This window comes from Hanstruepera sp. CR43, assembly GCF_055227665.1.
Map to the genome: position 1 here is coordinate 3,060,265 of NZ_CP200078.1, position 26,701 is coordinate 3,086,965.

Genomic DNA, 26,701 nt, shown 5'->3' on the forward strand with positions numbered 1-26,701 from the left:
AAATTCCTGAAAATATTTTCTACAATTCCATTATGAGCTAACTAATGACTGGATTTCTTAATTGATTTTGCTGAAACTGTCTTAAAATTGAAAAAGCAATTAGTTTAACCCAAACTCTTTTTTGTTTTCTGTAATAGCCATAGCCTGAAATTTTTCAAATCTGGTATTGATGTTATTTTGTAAATGGGCTATCATGTTCTTGTCGTTGGAAGTCGGTTTAAATCGATTTTCTAATTTTAAATAGTCTTCAATGGGTATCGTTGGATCATTTGAATCCAGTTGTAAAGTGTTGAGGTTACGCTTTTTTCTTCTGGGATCATTTCTGTACAAAAGCCATTGCCCCGAATCTACTGCTGCTTTATGGTATTTGCTAGGGCTTTTCATATCGATACCATGATTACTACTGTGACAATAGGCTATAATTATGGATGGTCCGTCAAAACTTTCAGCTTCGTTAAAGACTTTTAACGTGTGCTCCTGATTGGCTCCAATGGACACTGATGCTACATATACATGGTCATAATTCATGGCATGCCAGCCTAAATCCTTTTTTTGTTTTTGTTTACCAGCAAAGGCGAACTTGGCTTTGGCACCCAATGGGGTGGCTCTTGAAGCTTGACCTCCTGTATTGTCATACACTTCATTGTCCAAAATAAGGATGTTGACGTTTTCACCAGATGCTATAACATGGTCCAATCCGCCAAAACCAATATCGTAAGCCCAACCATCACCACCTACAATCCATACGCTCTTTTTGACCAGGTTATCGGCTACGTTCAGTAGTCTTTTTGCATCTTGTGAATTGATTTCCTGCAGTTTTTCTTTTAGAATTTCTACACGTTCACGTTGTTCATTAATTTCTTTTTCATTGTTTTGAGTTGCTTTTAAAATATCGTAAGCCAAATCGAAATCCAAAACAGGTAGTAAGGATTCCAATAGGATTTTGGCTTGTTTTTCTAATTGGTTAATGGACATTCTAAACCCTAGTCCAAATTCTGCATTGTCTTCAAAAAGCGAGTTAGACCAGGCTGGACCTCGCCCTTTATTATTTGTTGACCATGGTGTTGTAGGCAAAGCACCACCAAAGATGGAACTGGAACCTGTAGCATTGGCAACTAGTAAGCGATCACCGAATAATTGAGACATTACTTTTAGGTAAGCCATTTCGCCACAGCCTTTGTCGCCATTGGCATATTTGAACAAAGGTTCCTGTAATTGTTGCTGACTGACTTTTTCTGTATTGATCTTTAATCTGTCAAATTCTGGAATGGTTTCAAAATGTTTCCAATTGGATAATTCTCTTGCATATAAATTGGTTTCTGAAAGCGCATTTGACGGACAAGCATCCAAGCAGTTATTGCAATTATTACATTGGGATGGATTTACTTGAATGGTATAGTTTAATAAATCAAATTCATTGGATGTCGCCTGATTAAAAGTTTCAGGTTTTCCTATGAGGTTTGTATCATCATATACTTTAATACGCAAAGCTGATGAGGGGCAAGCCACACTACAAGCACCACATTGGGTGCAAGTATCAGCATGCCATGAAATGGTTTTCTGGTTGTCTACTGGAAGATTGAATTGTGAGGTGTTTGTTGGATAGGTACCATCAGTAGGGAGCAGGCTTACTGGAACCTCGTTGCCTTTGTTTAGTAATAGTTGGCCTAGCAGTGTTTGGTTGAAGTTTGAGTCAAAATCTGCTGTAATATCATTAAAGTTGAGATCTATTGTTTTATCTACTTTATAGATGAAATCCTTATATTTTGAAAATTCATTTCTAAATGCATAATCAGATTTTAACGCGAGAAAGCAGGCATGTAAAACAGAAACCGAATTGTTTTTTAGTTTATTGGAAACTTTTATTTCTTCCGTATTAACTGTCAATAGATTGATGTTTCTTTCAATGATTTGATATTGCTTATTGGCTGATAGCATTTGCCAGAGCCCTTTTGTGGATTGCCGTGTATTGACCAAGATTGTTCCGCCTATTTTGGTTTTTGAAATGATGGAATCATTTTGGGTGATTTGCTTGTCAGTACAGCTTATAAAGTTGGCTTTATTTATGAGAAAAGGCAAGTTAATAGGGTTGTTGCCTATTCTTAAATGTGCTTCATTGTAAGTGTTTGATTTTTTATAGCTTGTAGTTGTGTAGCTTTGAACAAAGTCGTTTTTTTGATAGCCTAAAAGCTTGGTTATGATATTGAAGCTATGGATTTCATCTTTAGTTTTTTCCTGATAGAAGATAGCTTCGTAATAGTTGTTATTTAAATCAAAGGTTTTTGTATAATCCAGGCTTAAGTGGGTTACATCATCATAGATGCCTATTGTAAAATTATTTTTAGGCTGGTTCTGTCTTAAGTTTTGATAAATAGCCTCAATCATATTGGGTGTAAGTTCTTTGGAAGATAGCCCATAACGACCTCCAACCACTTTAGGCATTATTGTGATGTTATTCTCTTGATAAGCTTGATTTACGGCTTGAACAATATCTAAATAAAGAGGTTCGCCGGTTGCGCCTGGTTCTTTGGTTCTATCCAAAACAGCAATGGATTTTACAGTTTTGGGTAGGGCTTTTAAGAGATGTTTTGTGCTGAAAGGTCTGAACAAACGCACTTTAATCAGTCCTAATTTGTTACCACTGTTGTTTAATTGGTTTATAGTTGCTTCGATTGTAGAACATGATGAAGCCATGGTGATGATTATATGTTCTGCTTGGGGATGACCTACGTAGTCAAAAAGTTTGTACTGTCTGCCAGTTAAATGGGCCAATGTGTCCATATGTTTTTGGACTATTTCAGGACATCGATTATAATATGTGTTTATTGCTTCTCGGCTTTGAAAAAACACATCGGGACCTTGAGATGTGCCTTTAATAACGGGCTTGTTGGGGTTTAAAGCCCTGTTTTTATGTTGTTTTATATGGTCATTGTCCATCATGCTCTGAATAACATTATCCGATATTAAGGTTATTTTATTCATTTCATGGGATGTTCTGAAACCATCAAAAAAATGCACGAAAGGAATTCTGGATTCTAATGTTGCTGCCTGTGCTATGAGGGAAAAATCATGGGCTTCTTGAACTGTTGAGCTACCTAATAGGGCATAACCAGACTGACGTACAGCCATAATATCACTATGGTCACCAAAAACAGAAAGTGCATGGGTTGCAATGCTTCTTGTGGCAACATGAATAACATTTGGAGTTAATTCACCAGCTATTTTGTACATATTGGGAAGCATTAATAGTAAACCTTGTGACGATGTAAAAGTTGTTGCTAATGATCCCGTTTGCAGCACACCATGCATGGCGCCAGCAACACCAGCTTCACTCTGCATTTGGAACGCTGAAGGTGTGTTATTAAACAGGTTTACTTTATTTTCTGCGCACCATTGTTCAACCATTTCGCTCATTTCTGAAGCAGGCGTAATTGGGTATATTGGAAATACATCGTTTGTTTTAAAAGCTATCTGTGCTACAGCTTGATTGGCATTTAATATCGCTTGAGGTGCGGTTTTCATTTTTTCGAATTATGGAATGACTGAAGATTAAAACAAAAAATGGCTGATCAATGTCTCGATTCAGCCATTTTTTAGAGATTTGTTACTCCTTGACAATTTCAATTGAAACTGGAGTTGGATTGGTGATCATGTCGAACACTGGAGAAAATTTTGCTAAATTTTCTAATTGTTCAGCTGTAGCATCAGATTTAACCTTTAATTTAAAAGTAATACCGTTAAATCCTGTACGAACTTCAGGGTCTAATCCTAAAAATCCATGTAAGTCGGCATTACCTTCTAAAGTAGAAGAAGCACTCTCGATATCAATTCCGTTTGCTGCAGCATGGTAAACCATGGCACCAGTTAAACAAGAACCTAAAGCATGTAGCACAACTTCTGGAGGTGTTGCAGCTTCATCTTGACCTAAAAGAACTTGAGGATGACTGCATTCCATGGTGAAGGTTTCTTCGCGAGATGAGTCTTCGGCACCTGCACCATAAAATCCTTTAATACTTGATACACAATGACCGCCATCGATCCAGTTGTTTTTGGCTCTAAATTGGAACTTTGCCAATTCAGGTTGTTCTTGAATGTGACTAATTGTTTCTACTAATTGGTCAACGTTTACTCCGTTTTTAACATTTGCTGTTGTAATCATTTTTTTAATTTTAATTGTTAAACATTTTTGTTGCCAATATATAAGCAGTTGTCGTGCCAAACTATTTAAATATCTGAAAATCAATTAATTAAATTGTATTTGTTTGAATAGATTTCTCACGATATTTCGTTAATTAACGAATTATCGTAAAAATATTTCCGAGATTTCGTGAATTTTGTAAGCTTTAGACTGGTCTTTCGATACCTAAAGCCTTTATTCTTGATGAGAGTGTTGTAGGCGGTAATTTTAAAAGCTTGGCAGCACCATTCTCGCCAGATATTTTCCATTTAGTGAGTTTAAGTGCTCGTTCAATGTTAGCTTTTTCAATTTCTAAAAGTTCTGGTGCTGTATAGATTGTATTGGATGTTTGGGAAATGGTAGCTTCCTGTCCCCCTTGACTATGAGGAATAATGGATTGCCATGAAACCGTATTATTTTGCGAAATAATTATGGCGCGTTCAATTAAATTTTGAAGCTCTCTAACATTACCTGGCCATTCGTAATTCATTAAAGAAATCTTATCATCTTCGGACAAGAGATTGATGGATCTATTCAATTCACGAGAAAATTCTGTAATCATATGATTGGCTATAAGGCAGATATCATTACCACGATCCCGAAGTGGGGGAACGGTAATAGGAAACACATTTAATCTGTAAAATAGGTCTTCCCTGAACTTCTTATCTTTAACGTGTTGCATTAAATCACGATGTGTAGCTGCAATGATACGAACATCAACCTTTATGGTTTCTGAACTACCTACAGGATCAAACTCACCTTCCTGAATAACCCGTAATAATTTAGGTTGTAGTTCCAAGGGTAATTCTCCAATCTCATCTAAAAAGATGGTTCCTTTGTCGGCTAAAAGAAAACGCCCCTTCCTGGTTGCTGTAGCACCTGTAAAAGCCCCTTTTTCGTGGCCAAAGAGCTCGCTTTCAATTAAATTGTTTGGTATGGCACCACAATTAATACGTATTAATGGTTTATCTTTTCTATCACTTAATTGATGTATGGCTCGCGCAACCAGTTCTTTTCCTGTGCCAGTTTCGCCATTAATGAGGACCGTAGCATGGGTGCTGGCTACTTTGTTTATCAATTGCATCACCTTTTTCATACTTTGGTCTTCAGCAATAATACCATGATCACTGGTAAGCTCTTTAATTTCTTCCTTGAGATACTCGGTTTGTGACGTTAAAAATTCAATTTTATCTTCAGCTTGAAGCCTATCTTGTATGTTTCTTAAGATTAATGTGTAGAATGATGCTGTGTTATCGCCCCATTTACTTATAGTTCCTTCGTTTAAGGTTTCTGTTTCATTGGACCCTATGACCTTGATGACATCAGGTAAATAATTACTGCTTAAGGTTTGGTCATTATTTAAATCGGTATTTACTAGATTTTCAATACAATCGGCACTTCGATCATCCAGGAAGAATAGGAGATTGCGTTGTAAGACATCATTGTTTTCAAACAATACATTGGCCGATGGATTGGTAAGTAAAATCCTGAATTTTTCGTCAAACATGATAATGGCATCCATGGCGCCATCAATCAAACCACTTAATTTAGAGTTGGCTATTTCAAGGGCTTTCTTTGAAGAGGCTAAATTTTCCTGTATGATATCGATGTTACGATGCCTTTTTATGAGAACAGATAGAATGCCTTGCGAAAAACCAATATCATTGGAAATAAGTTTAAAAAAATGTTCTCTATCAATTTTTAGAACCGAAGTTTCTTCGAGTGTTGTAATTGAGGCAGAACGTTTATTGTTATCAATCAAAGCATATTCTCCAAAACATTCGCCAGCAAGCATATGGCCAAAAACATGATTTTTTTCGTGAACCTTGACGCTACCTGAAACAATAATATACATATACTCACCAACACTGTCTTTTTCAAAAACCAATTTATTTTTTCTAAAAGTTTCTTCTTCAAGTACTACTGTTAAGTGCTTGAGTGATTCTTTGTTGACTTCAGAAAAGAAAGGGATATTTGATAAAAACTCAATTAAACTTTCTGTTGCGGCTTTAGGCATTTTCTAAAAATTGTACCATAAATATATTAATATTTATTGTAGTTTTTAATCAACTGATAAATTGAAAGTTTAGTTTCAGAATATTTACTTAAATTTAATCGATTAATTAATTCTTCATATAGATGTCACAACAAAGGTTGCTTGCCGCTATCATGTTTACGGATATTGAGGGTTATACTTCCTTAATGCAGCGTGATGAGGCCGAAACAATTTCGATTAGAAATAGACATCGCGAAGCTTTTAAAAAGATTACGGCAAAGCATAATGGCCATATTGTTCAATATTTTGGTGATGGTACATTAAGCACATTTAAAAGCACTGTTGAAGCAGTAGACTGTGCCATTGAATTGCAGATGGCGTTTTTAAAAGAACCCAAAATTCCAATTAGGATTGGTATTCATGTAGGGGATATTGTATACTCTAAAGACGATATCATAGGAGATGCGGTAAATGTGGCTTCTCGTATTGAGGCCTGTGCATTGCCTGGCAGCATATTGATTTCTGATAGGGTACACGACCAAATAAGAAGCCATAGCCATATTGAAACTAAATTTCTTGATGCGTTCGAACTTAAGAACGTTAATGATACAGTGCCCATATTTGCCATTTCGAATAAAGGGTTGGTAATACCCAAAAAAGAAACAATAAAGGAGAAATTAAAAGCCACTGTTCCTCAAAAAAAGAAACACTTGGGAGTCAAGATTCTGGCAGCCGTATTGGTTATACTGGCATTGGTTTTTACTTTTTACAAGTTGGATATTTTTAAAGGCACCAATACTGTTAAAGATAAGTCTATTGCTGTGCTGCCATTTGATAACTTGAGTGATGACCATGACGCTGAAATTTTTAGGGATGGTATGACAGATGACATCCTTACCAATTTATCTAAAATTAAGGATTTGCATGTTATTTCCAGAAATTCTGTAATGGGTTATAAAGACACCAACAAGAGTCTGGATAAAATAGCCAAAGAATTAGGAGTTTCCTATGTTCTTGTAGGTAGCATTTTAAAATATGATAATGATGTTAGAATTAACACACAATTGATTGAAGTTAATACCGATAAAATTATCAGTGGTAATAAATACGATGTCGTTTTGACGGATATTTTTAAAGTTCAATCTGAAGTTTCTCAAAAAATTGTTGAAGCATTGGATATGAGTATTTCCTTTGAGGAGCAAAAAGAATTATCAACGGTTCCCATACGTGATATAGAGGCCTACAAACTCTTTTTAATGGGTAGAAAGGAGGCTGATAAGCGAAACAGTGAAAGTTTGGCAAAAAGTATTGAATTGTACGAAAAAGCTATTGAGATTGACCCTAATTATGCTGAAGCCTATGCTGAAATTGCGAACTCTATTTATTTAGAAACCTATTACTCTTCCAGAGATCCACAAGAAGCCTCTAACCTGGCAAATGAGTATTTGGACAAAGCTGAAAAAATAAATAGTAGAGTGTCACGAATATATTCTGTAAAGGGATTGATTTATAATATTGAAGGTAAAAAAGAAGAAGCCCAGGCAGCATTTGAGAAAGCCATTGCTTTATCGCCTAATGATTTAACAGCAAGACATCAATATTCTACATTTTTTTATTACAATCAAGAATATGAAAAACAATTGGAGCAAGCAGAAATAGCCTACAGGTTAGACCCTTTGTCCTTTGCGACTGCTAGTGGATATTTCACGGCTTTAATGTCGAATTATAAATACCACGAGGCCGAACAACTTATGAAAAAGGTTCAAAAGGAAGATTCTGGGAATAACGAGTTTGTAATCAATAGAAACTTTTTCAGATTGTATATGGATCAAGAGAAATATAATGAAGCTATTGTTCCTTTACGTGAATTGGTAAAAAAGCAAAATGTATTTAATAGGTTTTTAGGATATTGTTATACAAAAGTTGGTGATACAGCCAGTACATATAGGATTATAGATTCCATACGAAAAAATTCAACCGAAAGAGAAAAGAGCCACCAGCTGGCTATGGTATATTCCAGTTTAAAACAAACCGATAGTGTGTTGTTTTATTTGGACACGATTAGGAATAAACAAACCCGAACGTTTAAAAGGGAACAAAAGGCATTTTTTGATTATTTAAAGGATGACCCGAGATTTATTAAAATTTTGGAGGATCATGGTATTCAAGAGTAGGTTTTAAATACTTGAATTATATACTATATTTGCTTTGCCTCAATTTGTTGAACTTTTACTTTATGAGATTTTCTTTTTTAACACTACTGTTTTTAATTTCAACGTTTTCAAGTTTGTTTTCACAGGGAAACTCAATTATTAAAGATACGCTATTGGTCTATTATGATATGGGTGAGCATACAATTTCAGTCCAACAAAAAAAACAAATCGCGAACTATTTGAGTAACAGGAAAATTTATAGTTTGAAAGTTGAAGGTTATGCTGACTATGTTGGAAATTCAAATGATAACTATTTACTAGCCCAAGAAAGAGCTGAAAATGTATTGAGTGTTTTTTTAGAAGAACAATCTATAGATTCAGTTACAGTTCTTTCAAAAGGGGAAATGTCCAAACCTGAAAATTATAATAATACGGAAGGGAATCCAAAGGACAGAAAAACAGTTTGTTTTGTTACGTATTCCCTAAATACAGAAAAACGGGAAGATGATGTGGCTAGAGCTGATTTATCGAATAAACCATCAAGTTATCTTGATACCATACCCACTTTGAAAGTTGGAGAGCACATTATATTGAAAGACATTTTATTCTATTTGGGTAAAGCCGTCATAATCCCCAATTCTTTTTCAGAGTTGCAAAAATTAAAGGAGGTTTTGGTAATTAACCCAAACATATCTATTGAGTTAAGGGGACACGTATGTTGTGGTGTAATTACTGAAGAGGTTGAAGGAATGCCTCCACCAAAACAATCTGACTATAATATGGAGCTTTCTCTTAATCGAACTTTGGCGGTGAAAAATTATCTAATTGATAATGGGATAGATTCTCAAAGAGTTTCTGTAAAGGGGATGGGTTTTTTGGAGCCTCTTTACTATCCTGAAGAGAATGAAGCGCATCGACAATTAAACAGGAGAATTGAATTGTTTGTCATAAAAAATAATTGATTTACTTTTTTTTGAATACCCTGTTGTAACGTTTTCTGTTTTTTTACGTCACATAAGTACATCAATCATTTAATAAAACTATCATGAGACAAGACAATCAACTTTTGGTATTAACCCACTTGAGTCAGTTGCTGACTTTTATAACGGGTTTTGGAGGACTTATTGTTCCGTTAATCATTTGGGCGACCCAAAAAGACAATGTATATGCCATGGATGAACAAGGTAAGCGGATAGTGAATTTTCAATTAAGTTTAATTGTTTATGCCATTCTTTGTATTCCTGCTATTTTGCTTCTTGGATTAGGTATTATTGGCTTGATTGTTATCGGTTTGATATCTATAGCCTTTCCAATTGTAAATGCTGTTAAAGCCAGTCATGGCGAAACACCACGATACCCTTTATCTCTTAATTTTATTAGTTAGTTAGATTAATCGAGGTAAGTAAGACGCCCACATTTGTGGGCGTTTTTTATTTAGTTATCTGAATAAGATTTCATAATCTACCATAATTGCATAGTAACTTTTGTTACTGACTACCCTTGTTTCCCAATGTATTTTTGCCAAGTAAATTTAAGATACATTATGAAACGACAGACATATATCATTTTCGGAATGCTAGGATTTATGAGCTTAATCCATGCTCAAGAACGCATTCCGTTAGGAAAAACCGAAGCTTTGGATAAGGTGCTAGAATCCAATTACAGCTTACAGATTTCTGAAGCACAATTTAATGCCTCAAAAGCTGATTTTAAGCAGACCAATGCGGTGTTTTTACCAAACATCACGGCATCACATACAGGTATCACAACTACAAACCCCTTAATGGCTTTTGGTTCTAAATTAAATCAGGAAAGTCTAACAGCAGCCGACTTTAATCCTGCACTTTTGAATGATCCTGAACAGACACAAAACTTTGCTACCAAGTTTGAGATTCAACAGCCATTAATTAATATGGATGGCTTTTACCAACGTAAAGCTGCCAAAACCAAGATGGAGGCAACTGCCTTACAGACCGAACGTACCAAAGATTACCTGGAATTGGAGGTGGAACAAGCCTACATGCAATTACAATTGGCCTATAAAGGCGTAGCGGTTTTAGAACAAGCCCTGCTAACGGCTGAAGCCAACGAGCGATTGGCAAAGAATAGCTTTAATCAAGGATATCTACAAAAATCTGATGTGTTAGCTGTTTCCGTTCGGGTTAATGAAGTTAAAAATCAGTTGCAAACGGCCAAAAGTAATGTCGAAAATGCGTCCAATTATTTATCCTTTTTAATGAATGAAGAACAAGTAGCCATTTATCAACCAACAGATAGTTTACAGGTTGTTATTCCAAAAAATAATCAGGAGTTACAGGTTTCTGAAGAACGGTCAGATATTAAAGCGATGTCATTGGCAACCAATGCTTATGAAACCATGTACAAAGCGGATAAAATGACTTTTTTACCAAGACTCAATGCCTTTGGAAGTTATGAATTGTATGATGATCATATTTTTCAAGGCAATGCCAACGGTTATATTGTTGGCGCTCAATTAAGTTGGGATATTTTACAAGGCACCAAACGTTTCGGGAAGGCTCAAAAAAGTCGCTCGGAGTTTGAACAATCCAAATTGGAATACCAACAATATTTGTCACAAAGTCAATTAGAGCTTAATAAGGCGAAACGCATGTTGACTGATGCTCAAAACAAATTGGAATTAACAAGATTGGCTCTTGAACAGTCGAAAGAATCACTTCGTATTCGTAAAAACCGATTTGAAGAGGGATTGGAAAAAACCTCTGATTTGCTCATGGCAGATACGCAATATGCCCAAAAGCAATTAGAATATTATCAAACCATATATGAATATAATTATGCACTGGCTTATGTGCAGTTTTTAACAAAGTAAGAATCAAATAAACATAAATCATGAAATATATATATACCATTACTTTAGTAGCATTGTCTCTAACCTTCATAGGTTGTTCGGGTGATAAAAAGACTGCGGTTACAGACAATACTCCAGCGATTAATGTGACAGTGAGTGACGTATCATCTAATAACAACAATCCCTTTTTAGCAGTTAGTGGCAAGGTTCAATCGGTTAACAGTGCTGATTTAAGTACCCGAATGATGGGGTATGTAACCCAAGTTCCCGTAAATGTTGGTGATACCGTAAAAAAAGGACAATTATTGGTAGCTATTAATAACGCCGATTTACAAGCAAAAAAAGCACAGGTTGAGGCGAGTATTACTGAGGCTCAAGCAGCTTTTAATAATTCGGAAAAAGATTACAACCGCTTTCAAAATTTATTTTCCGAAAACAGTGCATCACAAAAGGAATTAGATGACATGACTGCGCGTTTTGAAATGGCTAAAGCCCGTTTAGAAGCAGCCAAGCAAATGCGAAACGAGGTCAATGCCCAATTTGCTTACAGCAATATTACAGCACCTTTTGCTGGCGTAGTAACCAGTAAAATGATTGAAACTGGAGATATGGCCAATCCAGGAATGCCTTTAATAACAGTTGAGGCTCCAGGTAACTTTGAAGTGATGGCTATGGTGCCTGAAACTGAAATATCTAAAATTAAAGCAAATACTGAAGTTGCGGTTTTGGTAAAATCCATAAACAAGACGCTTTCAGGTAAAGTTTCCGAAGTCAGTACGTCTTCAAAACATACTGGAGGTCAGTATTTAGTCAAGATTGCTCTGAACAAAACGGATACTAACTTATTGTCCGGTATGTTTGTTACGGTGCAGTTTCCTATTGAAAAGCAATCTGAAAATACCATGGTGTTAATACCTAAAATGGCTTTAGTACATAATGGTCAATTAACTGGGATTTATACCGTAAGCCAATCAAATACAGCCATTTTAAGATGGTTGCGTTTGGGCAGGGAGTATGGTAATCAGGTTGAGGTGCTATCAGGGTTATCAGCAGAGGAATCCTATATCGTTTCAGCCGAAGGTAAGTTGTACAATGGTGCAAAAGTAACCATCCAATAATAAAATATTAATCAGATGAAAGAAGGTATCGCTGGCAAAATTGCCAAAATATTTATACAGTCAAAACTGACGGTGCTTCTCATGATCGTATTTATGGTTATTGGGGTGTACAGTTCGTTCTTGATTCCGCGTGAGGAAGAACCACAAATTGATGTGCCCATGGCCGATATTTTTGTGGGTTATCCAGGAGCAAGTCCAACAGAAGTAGAATCGCGGGTTATTAAACCGCTTGAAAAATTAATATCTAACATTAAGGGTGTGGAGTATGTGTATTCTACATCCATGAAAGAACAAGGTATGGTCATTGTTCAGTTTTATGTGGGTGAAGATATCGAGCGCTCCTTTGTGAAGCTCTATAACGAAATCAACAAGCACATGGATCAAATGCCGCAAGGTGTAACCTTTCCGTTAGTTAAAACACGTGCCATTGATGACGTACCCATGTTAGGGTTGACCTTATGGAGCGAAAATTATGATGATTATCAATTGAGTCAAATGGCTCAAGAACTGGAAGCAGAAATTAAAAAAGTCAATGATGTAGCCATTACCCATAAAATAGGTGGTCGTGATAGACAATTGCGTGTGGTATTGGATAAAGATAAACTGGCGGCAAGTGGATTAGACTTTTTGTCGGTTTCTGAAATGATCAAGGCGAACAATGCCCAATTGAATTCGGGAAGTTTCGATAAAAATGACAGCGAGTTTTTAGTGAATACGGGAAAGTTTTTGGAAACGGTAACCGATGTTGAAAATTTGGTCGTTGGTGTCCAACAAAATCAACCGATTTACTTAAAGCAGGTTGCCACGATTGTGGACGGCCCCGAAGTACCTCAAAATTACGTGAGTTTAGGGTTTGGAAAAGGAAGTGAAAAAGCCAACCAATATCAATCAGAATATCCTGCTGTAACGCTTTCAGTGGCCAAACGTAAAGGTGCTGATGCCATGAAAATTGCTGATGTGATTATTGACAAGGTTGAGCACTTACGTAAGAACCTTATACCTGATGATGTTCATGTGGAAATCACCAGAAACTATGGTGAAACAGCTTCGCACAAGGTATCAGAGCTGTTATTGCACCTTATCGGTTCTATTATTGCTGTAACCTTTGTAGTGATGTTAGCTATGGGTTGGCGCGGTGGATTGGTAGTGTTTTTATCAGTACCAATAACCTTTGCTTTGACCTTATTAAGCTATTATATGCTGGATTACACCTTGAACAGAATTACCTTATTTGCTTTGGTATTTGTTACAGGTATCGTAGTTGACGACTCTATTATCATAGCCGAAAATATGCACAGGCATTTTAAAATGAAACGCTTACCATTTAAACAAGCCGCATTATACGCTATTAATGAAGTTGGTAACCCAACCATTCTGGCAACTTTTACGGTCATTGCATCTGTATTGCCTATGGCTTTTGTATCTGGCTTAATGGGTCCTTATATGGCTCCTATGCCAATAGGTGCATCTATAGCGATGATTCTGTCTTTGTTTGTGGCTTTAACCATAACTCCGTATTTGGGGTATATTTTCCTTCGTGAAAAGGATAAAAAGCAAAAGGTTGAGAAAGCAGAAAAACCTATAGAGGAAACCCTAATTTATCGTTTCTATGATAAATTCGAGCGACCACTTATTGAAAACCGCACCAAGCGATGGTTGTTTTTAGGGTTGACATTTGTCTTATTATTGGGAACCATGGCCATGTTTTTTACAAAATCCGTAGCTGTTAAAATGTTGCCTTTTGATAACAAGAATGAATTTCAGGTCGTCATTGATATGCCAGAAGGGACAACATTGGAACGCACAGGTGTGGTGGCCAAAGAAATTTCTCAATACTTAGCGACACGTCCAGAGGTGGTGAATTATCAAAACTATGTAGGTACTTCAGCACCTATAACTTTTAATGGATTGGTTCGTCACTACGATTTACGTGGTGGTAGTAATATGGCCGATATTCAAGTCAATTTGTTGGACAAGGAAGAGCGTAGTGAACAAAGTCATGATATAGCCAAATTATTACGACCAGATATCCAAAAAATTGCTTCAAAATACAATGCCAATGTGAAACTGGTCGAAGTACCACCAGGGCCACCTGTATTGTCAACTATTGTAGCTGAAGTTTATGGACCTGACTACGAGCAACAAATGGAGATTGCCAGTGATGTTCAAGCTATTTTGAATAATACTGAAGATGTGGTGGATATTGACTGGATGGTTGAGGACGATCAAAAGGAATACACATTTGTTATCGACAAAGAAAAAGCTATGCTATATGGCGTAGCGCCACAGCAAATAGCCTATACCATGAATATGGCTTTATCCAATAGACCTACAACTAATTTGTATGATGAAGATGCTGTTAACCAAATAGGTGTGGTATTAACACTTGATGAAAAGGAAAAATCAACCATTCAGGATATTTCCCAATTAAAAATCAATTCCAAGCAGGACAATATGATGCCGATAGCTGATTTGGTTGAAATCAAGGAAACAATAAGTGCCAAAAGTATTTATAGAAAAAATCAAAAACGCGTGGTATATGTTATGGCTGATATGGCAGGGGAATTAGAAAGCCCAGCTTATGCCATTTTAGGAATGGAGGAGAAATTAAAAGCCATTGAATTGCCGCAAGGTTATGAGATTAATGAAATGTATTTAGGACAGCCTGAATATGAAGATGATTATACCGTAAAATGGGATGGTGAGTGGCAGATTACTTTAGAGGTGTTTCGTGATTTAGGAATAGCCTTTTTAGGAGCCATCATCTTGATTTACATCTTGATCGTTGGTTGGTTCCAGAACTTTAAGGCGCCTGTGGTTATGATGGTGGCCATTCCATTATCATTAATAGGTATCATATTAGGGCACTGGCTGATGGGTGCATTTTTTACAGCAACGTCTTTTATTGGTATGATTGCTTTAGCGGGTATTATGGTTCGAAATTCGGTATTATTAATTGATTTTATCAATCTGCGTTTGGATGAAGGTATTCCCCTTAAGCAGGCAGCTATCGAAGCAGGTGCGGTTAGAACAACACCCATTTTGTTAACTGCTGGAACCGTAGTTATTGGTGCATTTGTGATTCTATTTGATCCAATTTTCCAAGGCTTGGCAATCTCTTTAATGGGAGGCACCATTGTAAGTACGGTATTGACCCTATTGGTAGTACCATTAGTATATTATATGATAGAACGTAAAAACCATAAATAATTATGAAGTTAGTAATAGTAACAGCAGTTGAAGAATTTCACAAAGATGTGATTAAACTGTTTAAAAAAGCAGGTATTGAGAGTTTCAGCGAGTCTGAAATTGATGGTTATAAAAATTCACCAACCTTATTGGCAACCAATAGTTGGTTTGCGAGTGAAAAAGGGGGCAATGAATCCAATATGTTTTTCTCATTTACAGATGACATACATATTGATGCACTTTTTGATTTAATAAAAACATTCAATTCAAATTTGGAAACCAATAACCCGATTAGGGCTGTTGTGCTTCCTATAGAAAGATCATTATAAACTTTAAATAATTAATAATATGTTAAACAGGTATATACGAGCAATAGCGGGTGTTTTTGTAGTAGCAAGCGTCCTTTTAGGTATGTATGTCAACGAAAACTGGCTGTGGTTCACAGTATTTGTAGGTGCCAATTTATTTCAATCGGCCATTACAAAATGGTGTCTCATGGAGACCTTTTTAGTCAAATTAGGCGTCAAGAAAGAAGATAGTAATTGCAATGCATCATCGTAGTTTTCCCGATTGATTAGTTAGTAGCTTGACCCGTTTGGGTCAAACAAAAACTCGTGATGCAAAAACGCCCACTAAATGTGGGCGTTTTAATTGTTTATAGAAAGTTTTTTTAATTGTTTAGCATCACTGGCATAACCAACATGGTTACTTGTTCACCCTCATCCAATCCATCAACAGGTGTTAAAATACCGGCGCGATTTGGTAAACTCATTTCCAATTGCACATCATCCGAAGTCAGGTTATTTAACATTTCAGTTAAAAAGCGCGAATTAAAACCAATTTGCATATCATCACCTTGATAATCGCAGGTTAAACGTTCTTCAGCTTTATTGCTGTAATCAATATCTTCAGCAGAAATATTCAATTCTGCTCCAGCGATTTTTAAACGAATTTGGTGTGTGGTCTTGTTTGAAAAGATGCTCACACGACGTACAGAGTTCAAAAATTGCGTACGATCTATGGTTAATTTATTCGGATTCTCTTTCGGGATAACCGCTTCATAATTTGGATATTTGCCGTCAATCAAACGGCAGATTAATTCCACGTTCTCGAATGAGAATTTTGCATTGGAATCGTTGTATTCAATAGTTACATCATCATCACTAGCAGCCAAAATACCTTTCAATAAGTTCAAAGGTTTTTTTGGCATGATGAATTCAGCAACTTCATTGGCGCTCACATCTTCGCGAGAGTATTTTACTAATTTATGGGCATCAGTAGCCACAAAGGTTAATCCTTCAGTAGAAAACTGAAAGAAAACACCACTCATCACAGGGCGTAAATCATCATTACCAGCAGCAAAAATGGTCTTATTGATGGCGGTTGCCAATATATCTCCTGTAATTGTGGTTGTACTGGCATCCTCTAACGCAACGGCTTTCGGAAATTCATTGCCGTTGGCATAAGCTAAAGCATATTTACCATGGTTAGAGCTTATTTCAATCGTGTTGTTGTCTTCAACAACAAAAGTCAACGGTTGCTCTGGAAAAGTTTTAAGCGTATCCAACAATAGTCGTGCTGGAACGGCAATACTACCAGAATTATCACTTTCAACCTCTAATTTAGCGGACATGGTTGTCTCTAAATCACTAGCTGATATAATGAGTTCAGTATTGTTTAATTCAAATAAAAAATTATCTAAAATCGGTAGTGTGTTTGAATTATTGATAACACCACCTAGAACTTGTAATTGTTTGAGTAAATAGGTACTTGATACTATAAATTTCATCTAAATAATATACGTTTTACGATCAATAGTTTAATATTACAAATATATCCCAAAGCTACTAATCTAGGAAACAAACTTATTAACATTTAGTGGACGTATTTTTTCTTTCTGAAATAATTAAAAAGCAATCCAAAAATTCCCAATAAGACCAGTGGTAATACAAGATTGACTACCTGCCATGTTGTTTTTTCTGCTGCCACTTTTTTGGTGTCTAAGAAGGCTATAGCGACTTCTTTAGAACGAATGTTTATAAGTCCGTCATCATCCAATAAATAATTAACGGCATTCAATAAAAACTCTTTATTTCCATATAATTGTCCGGTCCAGCGATCGAACCCTAATTCCAGGGGACCGTTTCTGCCGACTTCATTTTTTGCCACATCACCATCAGCAATGATTAACATTTTAGTGAATGGACTGGTTGATTTATCACTTGTAATATCAAATGGTTTTACCCGATTGTTATAAACGGACGTGAATGTGCCCTCCAATAAAACAGCCAGATTCTGATAGCCTTTCGTATAAGCCTGTGGGTCGGGTTCTTGACTGGTCATGGCCAGACTAATCTCACGTGGTGTACCATCTGTTTTTGACAATATGGAACTTTGAAGCAAGATCGTTTTTCTAACAGCTGTTGGATTTTTTAAGGTATCAATCTGGTTTGCAAAATCAAACTTAACCAGGTTTAAATTATTGACAATAGGGTGGTTGATAGTTGGATTTACCAATGGGGAATAAAACCAAGGTAATTGCTGAAATTGCGACTGACTGCCCTCGCCAGTGGCCAAAGTAATTTTTGCAGAATACAAATCATTTACCAATACGGGATTGATGCGCACACCATATTTGAAAAAGAAATCGGTTAGGTTTAAATCGCGACTGGTAGCAATAGCCTTACCTGATGCATTGTACAAACTATCCTGTTCCATGGCTACCGCATCAATAAGCCATAAACTTTTACCACCATGCATGGTGAATTGATCTAGAGCATACTTTTCCTTTTCACTAAAAGCTTCTGTTGGTTTAGCCGAGATGATGAGGTCGTAATCCTGAAGCTCTGTCATGGTTTTTTGCGGGTTACTGGCAACACTATCCAGGGTAAATGGTGCAATGTAGTAGTAATCCTTTATGGTCTTCACAAAGTCAAATAAATATTGATCCTTAAGCTGATTATTACCTTTTAAAATGGCAATTTTTCGGCGTTTAGGATTTACCAATTTACTGAAGCCATCGGCAAAGGCATATTCCAGATGCTGAATCGAACTGGAGGCTATTTCCTGTACAGTTGCCCCAATTTTATTCTTTACTAAAGGAATTTTAACGGTTATTCCGTTATAGCTGGCTAGTGCCCAGGGAAAAATAACTTCCTGACTACTGGTTCCTGCTTCCTGAACACTTACTTGCATGGGTGTCAAGCCACGATTACTTAACTGTTGGATATTGCTCTCACGTAAATTATCATCCTCTAACGGATTTATAAATTTATAGACAATACGACTGTTTTGGGAAGCAAATTCATCTAATAGCTGCTTGGTTTCCGTTTGCAGTCTTCGGAATTCGGAGGGTAAGTTGGTACCATCCAAAAACACATCAATTTCTATAGGCGAATCAGCGGTTTGAATCGTATTTATAGAGGCTTCACTCAAGGTATAGCGTTTGTCACTGGTCAGGTCAAAGCGCTTGTAGATGGAATGTGTAAAAATATTTAAAACCAATAAACCCAGCAATAGTAGGATGATAGTTGTAAAGTCCTTTTTATCAAACTTTTTAACACCAATATTGGCAGTTGTGAGCATCATAAAAAATAGGGTCACACTTAAAAAATACAGAATATCCCGTGTATCCAAAACACCACGACTCATACTTTTAAAATGAGCATCCATACCCAATTGCTCTAAAAAGGTACTGGCTATAAAATCAGCAAGGCCTTCAAAACCCATATAGAAAAAGAAACAGCCAAAAACAGCGATGATAAAAGCGACTATTTGATTATCGGTAATACTGGAAGCGAATATGCCTATGGCGGTATAGGCGGCTACTAAGAACAAAAGCCCCAAATAGGAGCCCAAGGTGCTTCCAAAATCTAAATTCCCAATAGGATTACCTAATTGATAAACCGAATACACATATAGTAGGGTCGGGATTAAAGCTAAAATAATCAGTAATACAGCACCCAAATATTTACCTAACACAATTTGAAAGGCACTAATAGGTTTGGTCAGCAATAATTCCAGAGTTCCTTGTTTTTTTTCATCCGAAAAACTCCGCATGGTCACAGCGGGTATTAAAAACAGTAAAATCCAAGGTGCCAAAGTGAAAAAACTCGACAGGTCTGCAAACCCGTTATTTAAAATATTGAACTCCCCATTAAACAACCATAAAAACAGACCGTTTAAAATCAAAAAAATAGCCATGACCAAATAGCCAATAGGTGAAGCAAAAAAACTGGTTATTTCTTTTCGTAATATGGCAAGCATGAATATTTGGTTTATCGGTTGATTCTATATTTAAATTAATGGAGTGACACAAGTTTATCCACACTCCATGCCTCCGGCTTGGCATTGAATAAGGGTTTGGTTTTCGACCATACATCCTGAAACAAATCGGAATGCCTGTAATCTTCCAAATCACTTTCGGAATTCCAGTAGCTATACGTAAAAAACACATTTGGTTGGTCTTTGTCTCGGTATAATTCCAACAACTGACAGCCATTAAACTGGCGAATCAGGTCTTTCTTCTGATGAAAGTTATTGAGAAAGGTATCAATATGTTCAGGTTCAAAAGTCATTTTTACAATACGTATAAACATACCATTTATTTTTTGCTAAAGTTAACCGTTATCGTATCCCTTAAATCAAGACCCATAAGGCTTGATGCACTGCCAACCGTTGCCGAATTACTTTTGTAAACCGCAATTTCCATATAGTTGGAGGCGTTAAATACGACCAAGCCACGGCCTTCATCGTTTCGCTTGTCCTGCGGAATAGTGAAATCAACAATATCACTATACTTTTCGTAAATCTTTTTAAACTTATGATTTCTGGCCGATATCTCAAAGGATCGCCCTTTTTGAATGGTCTCAAAAAAACCTTTTTTGATATTGGTAATTACGTTGCCATAGTTGTCAATGTAGATAATACTGCCAATAATCTGGGTCTTGTCATCATTTACAAACGGAATGATATTCTTGATAGGTTTGATGTGTTCAATCACTTTTCCTATGACCTCCAAAGTACCACCACGCGCAATATGACAAGCCACTTTCACAAAAACATCCAAAACAGGAAAACTGGTCTGAATTTTATCGTGTATGTTAATTTCAACTATTTTTTCGGGAGCAATTTCATTGGTAATCATACTCATGATTCCATTGTTGGCACAAATAAAATAATGCCCATCCAACAACACGGCAATATGTTTGTTTTCAACATTTATTTCCGAGTCAATGCCAATAATATGGATGGTCCCTTTTGGGAAACTCTCATAGGCATTTTGAATGATATATGCAGCTTCTGGAATGCTGAAAGGCGATACAGAGTGTGAGATATCAACAATTCTAACATCTGGTAATTCATTATAAATAGCTCCTTTTGTCGCACCAGCAAAGTGATCTTTCTCTCCAAAGTCGGTCGTCAAAGTGATAATGGCCATATAGGAATTGTTGATATTTTTTTAACCTAACACGTTTTAAAAATGTGTAGCTTTGTTTAGACACAAATCTAATAAAACTTAATAGATATTTTTAATTAAATCACCCAGCTTTTGAACGAAATCATTATCGAACTTGAAGAGGTGTCGCCAAAAGATTTTTTTGGAGCTCAAAACACCAACATTACACTATTAAAAAAGCACTTTCCTAAACTAAAAATTGTAGCCAGAGGCACCAAAATTAAAGCCTACGGCGATGAAGATCAACTAGAAGAATTTGATAAACGCTTCACGATGCTTATGGAGCATTACATCAAGTATAATAAACTGGATGAAAATGTCATTGAGCGTGTTTTAACGAGTAACAGTAAAGAAGACTATACCACTAATGATGCCAGTGGCGAAGTGATTGTGCATGGTGTTAGTGGTCGATTGATTAAGGCTCAAACCACAAACCAGCGCAAACTGGTGGAAAGTATGCGTAAAAACGATATGGTATTTGCCATAGGTCCTGCAGGTACAGGTAAAACATATACAGGTGTCGCTTTGGCTGTTCAGGCATTAAAAAATAAAGAGGTCAAACGAATTATCTTAACACGCCCGGCTGTAGAAGCAGGGGAGAACCTGGGTTTCTTACCTGGTGATTTAAAAGAAAAACTGGATCCGTATATGCAACCCTTGTACGATGCTTTACGAGATATGATTGCACCAGAAAAATTGGCACACTATATAGAAAATGGCACCATACAGATTGCACCATTGGCATTTATGCGTGGTCGAACATTAGATAATGCCTTTGTGATCTTGGATGAGGGACAAAATACCACACACGCCCAAATGAAAATGTTTTTGACGCGTATGGGTAAGAATGCGAAGTTTTTATTAACCGGTGACCCAGGTCAGATTGACTTACCAAGGCGTACCATTTCAGGTTTAAAAGAAGCCTTATTGATTTTGAAGAATGTAGAAGGTGTTGGTATGGTCTTTTTAGATGATAAAGATGTCATTCGTCACAAATTAGTTAAAAAGGTTATCGAAGCCTATAAAAGTATAGAGAATAGAGAATAATGAGTAATACCATAATAGATACCAATTTTAATTTTCCAGGCCAGAAAAGTGTTTATAAAGGCAAGGTTCGCGAGGTTTATAATATTAATGACAATCAATTGGTGATGATCGCCACAGACCGCTTGAGTGCGTTTGACGTGGTCATGCCAAAAGGGATTCCCTACAAAGGACAAATACTCAATCAGATAGCAACTAAAATGATGAAAGCTACCGAAGATTTGGTGCCTAATTGGCTAGTAGCCACACCAGACCCCAATGTGGCGGTTGGGCATTTATGTGAGCCTTTTAAAGTAGAGATGGTCATTAGGGGCTATTTATCGGGTCATGCGGCACGGGAGTATAAAGCGGGTAAACGTTTGTTATGTGGTGTTGCCATGCCTGAAGGGATGCAGGAAAACGATAAATTTCCAGACCCTATCATCACACCAGCAACAAAAGCTGAAATGGGTGACCACGATGAAGATATATCAAGAGAGGATATTTTAAAACGCGGCATTGTATCAGAAGCAGATTATTTGGTTTTGGAAGATTACACACGAAAACTCTTTCAACGCGGAACTGAAATTGCGGCATCTCGCGGATTAATTTTAGTCGATACCAAATACGAATTCGGAAAGACCAAAGAGGGTAAAATTGTGTTGATAGACGAAATTCACACACCCGATTCATCGCGCTATTTTTATGCGGATGGTTATCAGGAACGCCAGGATAGAGGCGAAGCCCAGAAGCAACTGTCCAAGGAATTTGTTCGTCAATGGCTCATTGCAAATGGATTTCAGGGTTTGGAAGGACAAACGGTTCCTCAAATGTCGGACGATTATATTGAAACGGTTAGCGAGCGTTATATAGAACTCTACGAAAACATCACGGGAGAGTCTTTTAAAAGAGCCGACTTATCAGATATTCACAAACGTATTGAAGAAAACGTTATGAGTTATCTTGCCGAGACTGCATAAGTTTATACTATCATTTAATTTTCAACCAGTTCCTTTAATTTTTGCAGGGCCTTTGGCCAGGTGTCATTAAAGTAATCTGCGTAATCACCAGCTGCATCCGTCTCAATACTAATGGTAGTCTTGCCATCGGTTTCCGTAAATCGATAGTTTTCCAAGCCACCAGCCCAAGGCTCCACATCCGGACCTTCTGTAATTTCCGTATCGCCATTCAAAATACCATAATGTCTAATGGATACATAACTGTTTGGAATGTTTTCTGCAATTTCCGATACCATACCACCGCGATTACCTTGCTCGTCGGTCCCTATAAAGTAAATTTTAGAGCCTTTATCCCAACTACCTTCGTAAGTGGAAGTGGGATTAAACAAGGCAGTCCATTGTTCATAGGTCGTAATATCCTCTAAACCCAGCATGGTTTCATAAGCTTTCTTGGCACTGGCATCTACGGTGATGTTAAATAAAAGTTGTTTCATAATAATATACTTTAAAATAGGGATTAAGATCAGATTCCAGAATATAATTAAATTTAAGAAATTAAAATAAAATGAAGCTATCTCACCAGGCGACTTTTTTAGGTTGGTATAATAAAAAAACGGTTAAGAGTGGTAATCATGTAGTGTACCACTCAAAACCGTTTAAATGTTTAGCTGCTGTCTAATTATCTATTGCAGTGAGTTGAGCTATAGATTCTGTTAATTTTTCGCTCTTGGCTTAATGTTTTTATACATTGGTGCGTTCTGTAATTGTACCATACCCGAAAAGTATTTCCGTCGTCTTGATATGATTTTTGTTCTCTAAAGCCACGATTGTTCAGCTCATCATAGGCACTAAGGGCATCTCTTCCTACAAGGTCATGAACGGCTACTTCACCATTACCATAATTATAGCTACTGTTGTACTCTCTATCGTCATTGTGTCTCCAATTGTCACGGTCATCATGATAGTATCTGTTGTCCGAATTGTTTCTCCAGCTATGGTTCCCAGACAGCTCATAACCATCGCCATCCTTGTGGCAATCAGAATTTGGAACGCTTCTTATAGATTGAACTCTTGCTGAACGAGCTCTTAAGGTTACACATCTGTGGCGGTCTGGATGCCAATACGTAACATAGGTACTGCCTCCAGAAGAACTGGTGTGGTCTAATTCATATCCTTTATCCTTCATCTTTACTAGGGCACTTCCATAATTCATATCTTCAAGACCTCTGAGGTCTCTTGGTGTTTGAGCATAACTGGCCACAAAGGCAAATGCTAAAATGGTTGTAATCCACATGTGTTTGGTTGTTTTTTTCATTGTTAATTGATTTTAAAGTTATTGATTAATTGCGTTAAATATTAGGGTTTAAAATATTAAATATTGGTTGCTTTTTGGTTCTATCATTACCATATCTCTACTCGGTCTTTAGGCGCTAGGTATAATGAGTCACCGGGCTGCACATTAAAGGCTTCATACCAGACATCCATATTTCTAAATACACCATTGGCTCTAAATTGACCAGGACTGTGATTGTCGGTTAAAGCCGCATTTCGGGCAAAGGCATCGGTTGTCATCCAGCTCCACATTTGGGCATTGGCCAGAAAAAACCGCTGATCACCTGTTAAACCATCAATAATAGGTGCTTGACCTCCTTGTTTTTCGTTAACGTAATCCCGATAAGCACTATAGGCTAGTGCCACACCACCTACATCACCAATATTCTCTCCAAGGGTCAGTTTTCCGTTTAGGAAAACTCCAGGAGCAGCTTCATACTGATTGTATTGCTCAACCAACATGTTAGCACGTCTTGCAAATTCTTCACGAGACTGGTCAGTCCACCAGTTACGTAAGAGTCCGTTGGCATCACTCTGACTGCCTTTATCGTCGAAACCATGACCCACCTCATGCCCAACTATAGATAATATACCTCCAAAATTAGAAGCAGGGTCAGCCTTTGGATCAAAGGTAGGTGATTGCAATATACCAATAGGCAATACAACATCATTCATTTCCGATTGATAATAGGCATTCACAATTTGAGGTGGCATAAGCCACTCCCATTCCCGTTTGGGCTCCGTTAGTCGGTCGGCAAAATCCTTGGCATCCAAGCGGGCTGTTTCTTTTAAATTTCCAATAAGATCATCGGCTTTAAAATTAAGACCGGATTGATCAATCACACGTTCGGGTCTTCCAATTTTCCAATGAATATTGTTGAACTTCTTAAGAGCCTCGGCCTTGGTTTCGGCATCCATCCAATCGTTTCTATTCAAACGTTTTTCAATTGCTTTTTTCATGAATTCCACCAATTCCACGATTTGTTTTTCCACTTCAGGGGTATAATATTTATCGGCGTATATGCTGCCCAGTTGCCAAGCTAAAATGGAATTCGCTTCACTTTTGGCTTTAGCTTCCAGGGTTCTTCCTTCCTGTATCCCCAATAAGGTTTTCTTGAAAAATTCGAATTCGGCCTCAATGAAATCATCGGACAAGTATTTCGCATTGGAATTCAGTAAATAGAAAGTTTCCAAGGATTTTAAATCATCCAAGGAGGTTTCTTTAAAAACTGTAGCAATGCCTTGAATGGCTGTATCGGTATTCACATTGATATTAGCGTTTTCCATACCTTTTGCTTGTAGATAAGCACCCCAATCAAATCCAGGAGCGAACTCTTTTAACTCGGCCACCGTCATTAAATGATACATTTTATTGGGATCTCTTTTTTGGGTGTTAGTCCAATATTTAGAGGCCAACTTGGTTTCAATATCGAGTACGGTTTCTGCTTTTTTTCGGGCTCCTTGAATACCAGCTAGATTAAACAGCTTTTCAGCATAGTCTATATAAGCTGACCGTACTGCAGGATTTGGTGCATCGGTAGAAAGGTAATATTCTATTGTGCCCATTCCCAGATCCTTTTGCCCCATGATGTAAACATAACGAGAGGTGTCCTTTGCATCCAAAAACACATAGCCCCCAAAAATGGAAGGCATAAAAGGTTGCCCCATCAAACTTGCCATTTCGCTATGAGATTTAACAGCTGCTACAGCTTCGATATCTACCTTAATAGGCTTAATACCCAACTGATTTCGTGTAGTAGTATCAATATAACTGCGATAAAATGCTTGGATTTGTCCTTTGGGCGTATTCGTTGGTTGGTCAGGTTCTTTAAGCACGTCCTGTAAAATTTCCCCAATTTGATCTTCAGCATCAAAGTTAAGCTTGATCATCCCACCATTTAACGGAAGTCCAGGTAAATAATCAGCTGTTTTATACCACTTGCCATTAGCAAATCCTGAAAAATCATTTCCAGGAGCAATTGTACTGTCAATATGGCTCAATACCAAACCAGAAGACAGTTTTGATGTTGTGACAGGATTTTCTTTTACATCCTTTTTACAGGAAAAACTTATTAAAAAAAGCAGTAAGACCCATGCAAAGGCTTTTCTGCTTTTAATAAAATTCAAAATAGCGCTATAAACAGATTTCTCAAATAAGAGTATCTTGACTCTTAAATAAAATGAGGGATTCATTTGGTTGGTTTTTTTTGGTTGCTGCGATAATGTTATTTACAAATAATAAGTGAAGTTTAAGTAAGATTCATGAGGGGTTTTAAGTTTTTAGCCCATTAAATTACTAATTTATCATGTGATTTCAAATTTTTCTTACAATTAATCAGTCATTGTGTTAAATTATTAATTTTACGTTACATGTATTTCCAGATAGATACTTTGATAAGGATGTTCTATAATAATCAATCAAAAAAATGATGCATTCATTATGGGATAATGATAAACCAAAAATAT

General features: G+C 36.8%; 20 protein-coding genes. 10 read left to right on the plus strand and 10 right to left on the minus strand.

Features of this window, described 5'->3' with window-relative positions:
• Nucleotides 1-99: 99 nt before the first annotated feature.
• The 3 genes from ACKXGU_RS14025 to ACKXGU_RS14035 all read right to left on the minus strand — a co-directional run bounded on the left by ACKXGU_RS14025 (nucleotide 100) and on the right by ACKXGU_RS14035 (nucleotide 6,194).
• Nucleotides 100-3,522: a 4Fe-4S binding protein gene (locus ACKXGU_RS14025; protein ID WP_463465891.1), complete on the minus strand. Its 3,423-nt coding sequence runs from the start codon at nucleotides 3,520-3,522 to the stop codon at nucleotides 100-102.
• Nucleotides 3,523-3,604: 82 nt separating this feature from the next.
• On the minus strand, nucleotides 3,605-4,159 hold the full coding sequence (locus ACKXGU_RS14030) for an OsmC family protein (protein WP_463465892.1): 555 nt from the start codon (nucleotides 4,157-4,159) through the stop codon (nucleotides 3,605-3,607).
• A gap of 184 nt (nucleotides 4,160-4,343) precedes the next feature.
• Nucleotides 4,344-6,194 carry a sigma 54-interacting transcriptional regulator gene (locus tag ACKXGU_RS14035; RefSeq protein ID WP_463465893.1) on the minus strand — a complete coding sequence of 617 codons (1,851 nt, stop codon included), beginning with the start codon at nucleotides 6,192-6,194 and terminating at the stop codon, nucleotides 4,344-4,346.
• Between the two features lie 122 nt (nucleotides 6,195-6,316).
• On the opposite strand from ACKXGU_RS14035, the gene ACKXGU_RS14040 reads away from it, so the two are divergent.
• From ACKXGU_RS14040 to ACKXGU_RS14075, 8 genes are all read left to right on the plus strand, one after another.
• The gene (locus ACKXGU_RS14040) at nucleotides 6,317-8,347 is read left to right on the plus strand and encodes a FlgO family outer membrane protein (RefSeq protein ID WP_463465894.1); all 2,031 of its coding nucleotides are present in this window, start codon (nucleotides 6,317-6,319) and stop codon (nucleotides 8,345-8,347) included.
• 62 nt (nucleotides 8,348-8,409) lie between these two features.
• Nucleotides 8,410-9,288: an OmpA family protein gene (locus ACKXGU_RS14045; RefSeq protein WP_463465895.1), complete on the plus strand. Its 879-nt coding sequence runs from the start codon at nucleotides 8,410-8,412 to the stop codon at nucleotides 9,286-9,288.
• An 83-nt stretch (nucleotides 9,289-9,371) separates the two neighbouring features.
• Nucleotides 9,372-9,710, plus strand: coding sequence for a DUF4870 domain-containing protein (locus tag ACKXGU_RS14050; protein ID WP_463465896.1), 339 nt, complete (start codon nucleotides 9,372-9,374; stop codon nucleotides 9,708-9,710).
• A gap of 159 nt (nucleotides 9,711-9,869) precedes the next feature.
• Nucleotides 9,870-11,177, plus strand: coding sequence for a TolC family protein (locus tag ACKXGU_RS14055; RefSeq protein ID WP_463465897.1), 1,308 nt, complete (start codon nucleotides 9,870-9,872; stop codon nucleotides 11,175-11,177).
• Nucleotides 11,178-11,197: 20 nt separating this feature from the next.
• Nucleotides 11,198-12,274, plus strand: a complete 1,077-nt coding sequence (locus tag ACKXGU_RS14060; RefSeq protein ID WP_463465898.1) for an efflux RND transporter periplasmic adaptor subunit — start codon at nucleotides 11,198-11,200, stop codon at nucleotides 12,272-12,274.
• A gap of 15 nt (nucleotides 12,275-12,289) precedes the next feature.
• Nucleotides 12,290-15,484 (plus strand): efflux RND transporter permease subunit, encoded by a 3,195-nt coding sequence (locus ACKXGU_RS14065; RefSeq protein ID WP_463465899.1) that lies wholly within the window; start codon nucleotides 12,290-12,292, stop codon nucleotides 15,482-15,484.
• A gap of 2 nt (nucleotides 15,485-15,486) precedes the next feature.
• Nucleotides 15,487-15,792, plus strand: coding sequence for a hypothetical protein (locus tag ACKXGU_RS14070; protein ID WP_463465900.1), 306 nt, complete (start codon nucleotides 15,487-15,489; stop codon nucleotides 15,790-15,792).
• 19 nt (nucleotides 15,793-15,811) lie between these two features.
• On the plus strand, nucleotides 15,812-16,024 hold the full coding sequence (locus ACKXGU_RS14075) for a YgaP family membrane protein (RefSeq protein ID WP_463465901.1): 213 nt from the start codon (nucleotides 15,812-15,814) through the stop codon (nucleotides 16,022-16,024).
• A 109-nt stretch (nucleotides 16,025-16,133) separates the two neighbouring features.
• Here the strand turns inward: ACKXGU_RS14075 and dnaN are convergent, their stop codons facing one another.
• The 4 genes from dnaN to ACKXGU_RS14095 all read right to left on the minus strand — a co-directional run bounded on the left by dnaN (nucleotide 16,134) and on the right by ACKXGU_RS14095 (nucleotide 20,903).
• Nucleotides 16,134-17,252 (minus strand): DNA polymerase III subunit beta, encoded by a 1,119-nt coding sequence (dnaN, locus tag ACKXGU_RS14080; RefSeq protein ID WP_463465902.1) that lies wholly within the window; start codon nucleotides 17,250-17,252, stop codon nucleotides 16,134-16,136.
• Nucleotides 17,253-17,338: 86 nt separating this feature from the next.
• On the minus strand, nucleotides 17,339-19,729 hold the full coding sequence (gldG, locus tag ACKXGU_RS14085; RefSeq protein ID WP_463465903.1) for a gliding motility-associated ABC transporter substrate-binding protein GldG: 2,391 nt from the start codon (nucleotides 19,727-19,729) through the stop codon (nucleotides 17,339-17,341).
• Nucleotides 19,730-19,764: 35 nt separating this feature from the next.
• On the minus strand, nucleotides 19,765-20,061 hold the full coding sequence (locus ACKXGU_RS14090) for a putative quinol monooxygenase (protein ID WP_463465904.1): 297 nt from the start codon (nucleotides 20,059-20,061) through the stop codon (nucleotides 19,765-19,767).
• Between the two features lie 5 nt (nucleotides 20,062-20,066).
• The gene (locus ACKXGU_RS14095) at nucleotides 20,067-20,903 is read right to left on the minus strand and encodes an SAM hydrolase/SAM-dependent halogenase family protein (RefSeq protein WP_463465905.1); all 837 of its coding nucleotides are present in this window, start codon (nucleotides 20,901-20,903) and stop codon (nucleotides 20,067-20,069) included.
• Nucleotides 20,904-21,014: 111 nt separating this feature from the next.
• Between ACKXGU_RS14095 and ACKXGU_RS14100 the strand changes: the two genes are divergently transcribed.
• Both ACKXGU_RS14100 and ACKXGU_RS14105 read left to right on the plus strand, forming a co-directional pair.
• Nucleotides 21,015-21,968 (plus strand): PhoH family protein, encoded by a 954-nt coding sequence (locus tag ACKXGU_RS14100; RefSeq protein ID WP_103052464.1) that lies wholly within the window; start codon nucleotides 21,015-21,017, stop codon nucleotides 21,966-21,968.
• Nucleotides 21,968-22,924 (plus strand): phosphoribosylaminoimidazolesuccinocarboxamide synthase, encoded by a 957-nt coding sequence (locus tag ACKXGU_RS14105; RefSeq protein ID WP_463465906.1) that lies wholly within the window; start codon nucleotides 21,968-21,970, stop codon nucleotides 22,922-22,924. The genes ACKXGU_RS14100 and ACKXGU_RS14105 overlap by 1 nt, the downstream gene beginning before the upstream one ends.
• A 14-nt stretch (nucleotides 22,925-22,938) precedes the next feature.
• On the opposite strand, the gene ACKXGU_RS14110 is transcribed toward ACKXGU_RS14105, so the two are convergent.
• The 3 genes from ACKXGU_RS14110 to ACKXGU_RS14120 all read right to left on the minus strand — a co-directional run bounded on the left by ACKXGU_RS14110 (nucleotide 22,939) and on the right by ACKXGU_RS14120 (nucleotide 26,428).
• Nucleotides 22,939-23,397, minus strand: coding sequence for an SRPBCC family protein (locus tag ACKXGU_RS14110; RefSeq protein WP_463465907.1), 459 nt, complete (start codon nucleotides 23,395-23,397; stop codon nucleotides 22,939-22,941).
• A gap of 185 nt (nucleotides 23,398-23,582) precedes the next feature.
• Nucleotides 23,583-24,218, minus strand: coding sequence for a hypothetical protein (locus tag ACKXGU_RS14115; RefSeq protein WP_463465908.1), 636 nt, complete (start codon nucleotides 24,216-24,218; stop codon nucleotides 23,583-23,585).
• A gap of 86 nt (nucleotides 24,219-24,304) precedes the next feature.
• Entirely contained in the window at nucleotides 24,305-26,428 is a 2,124-nt protein-coding gene (locus ACKXGU_RS14120; protein ID WP_463465909.1) for a M13 family metallopeptidase, read from the minus strand.
• Nucleotides 26,429-26,701: the final 273 nt, after the last annotated feature.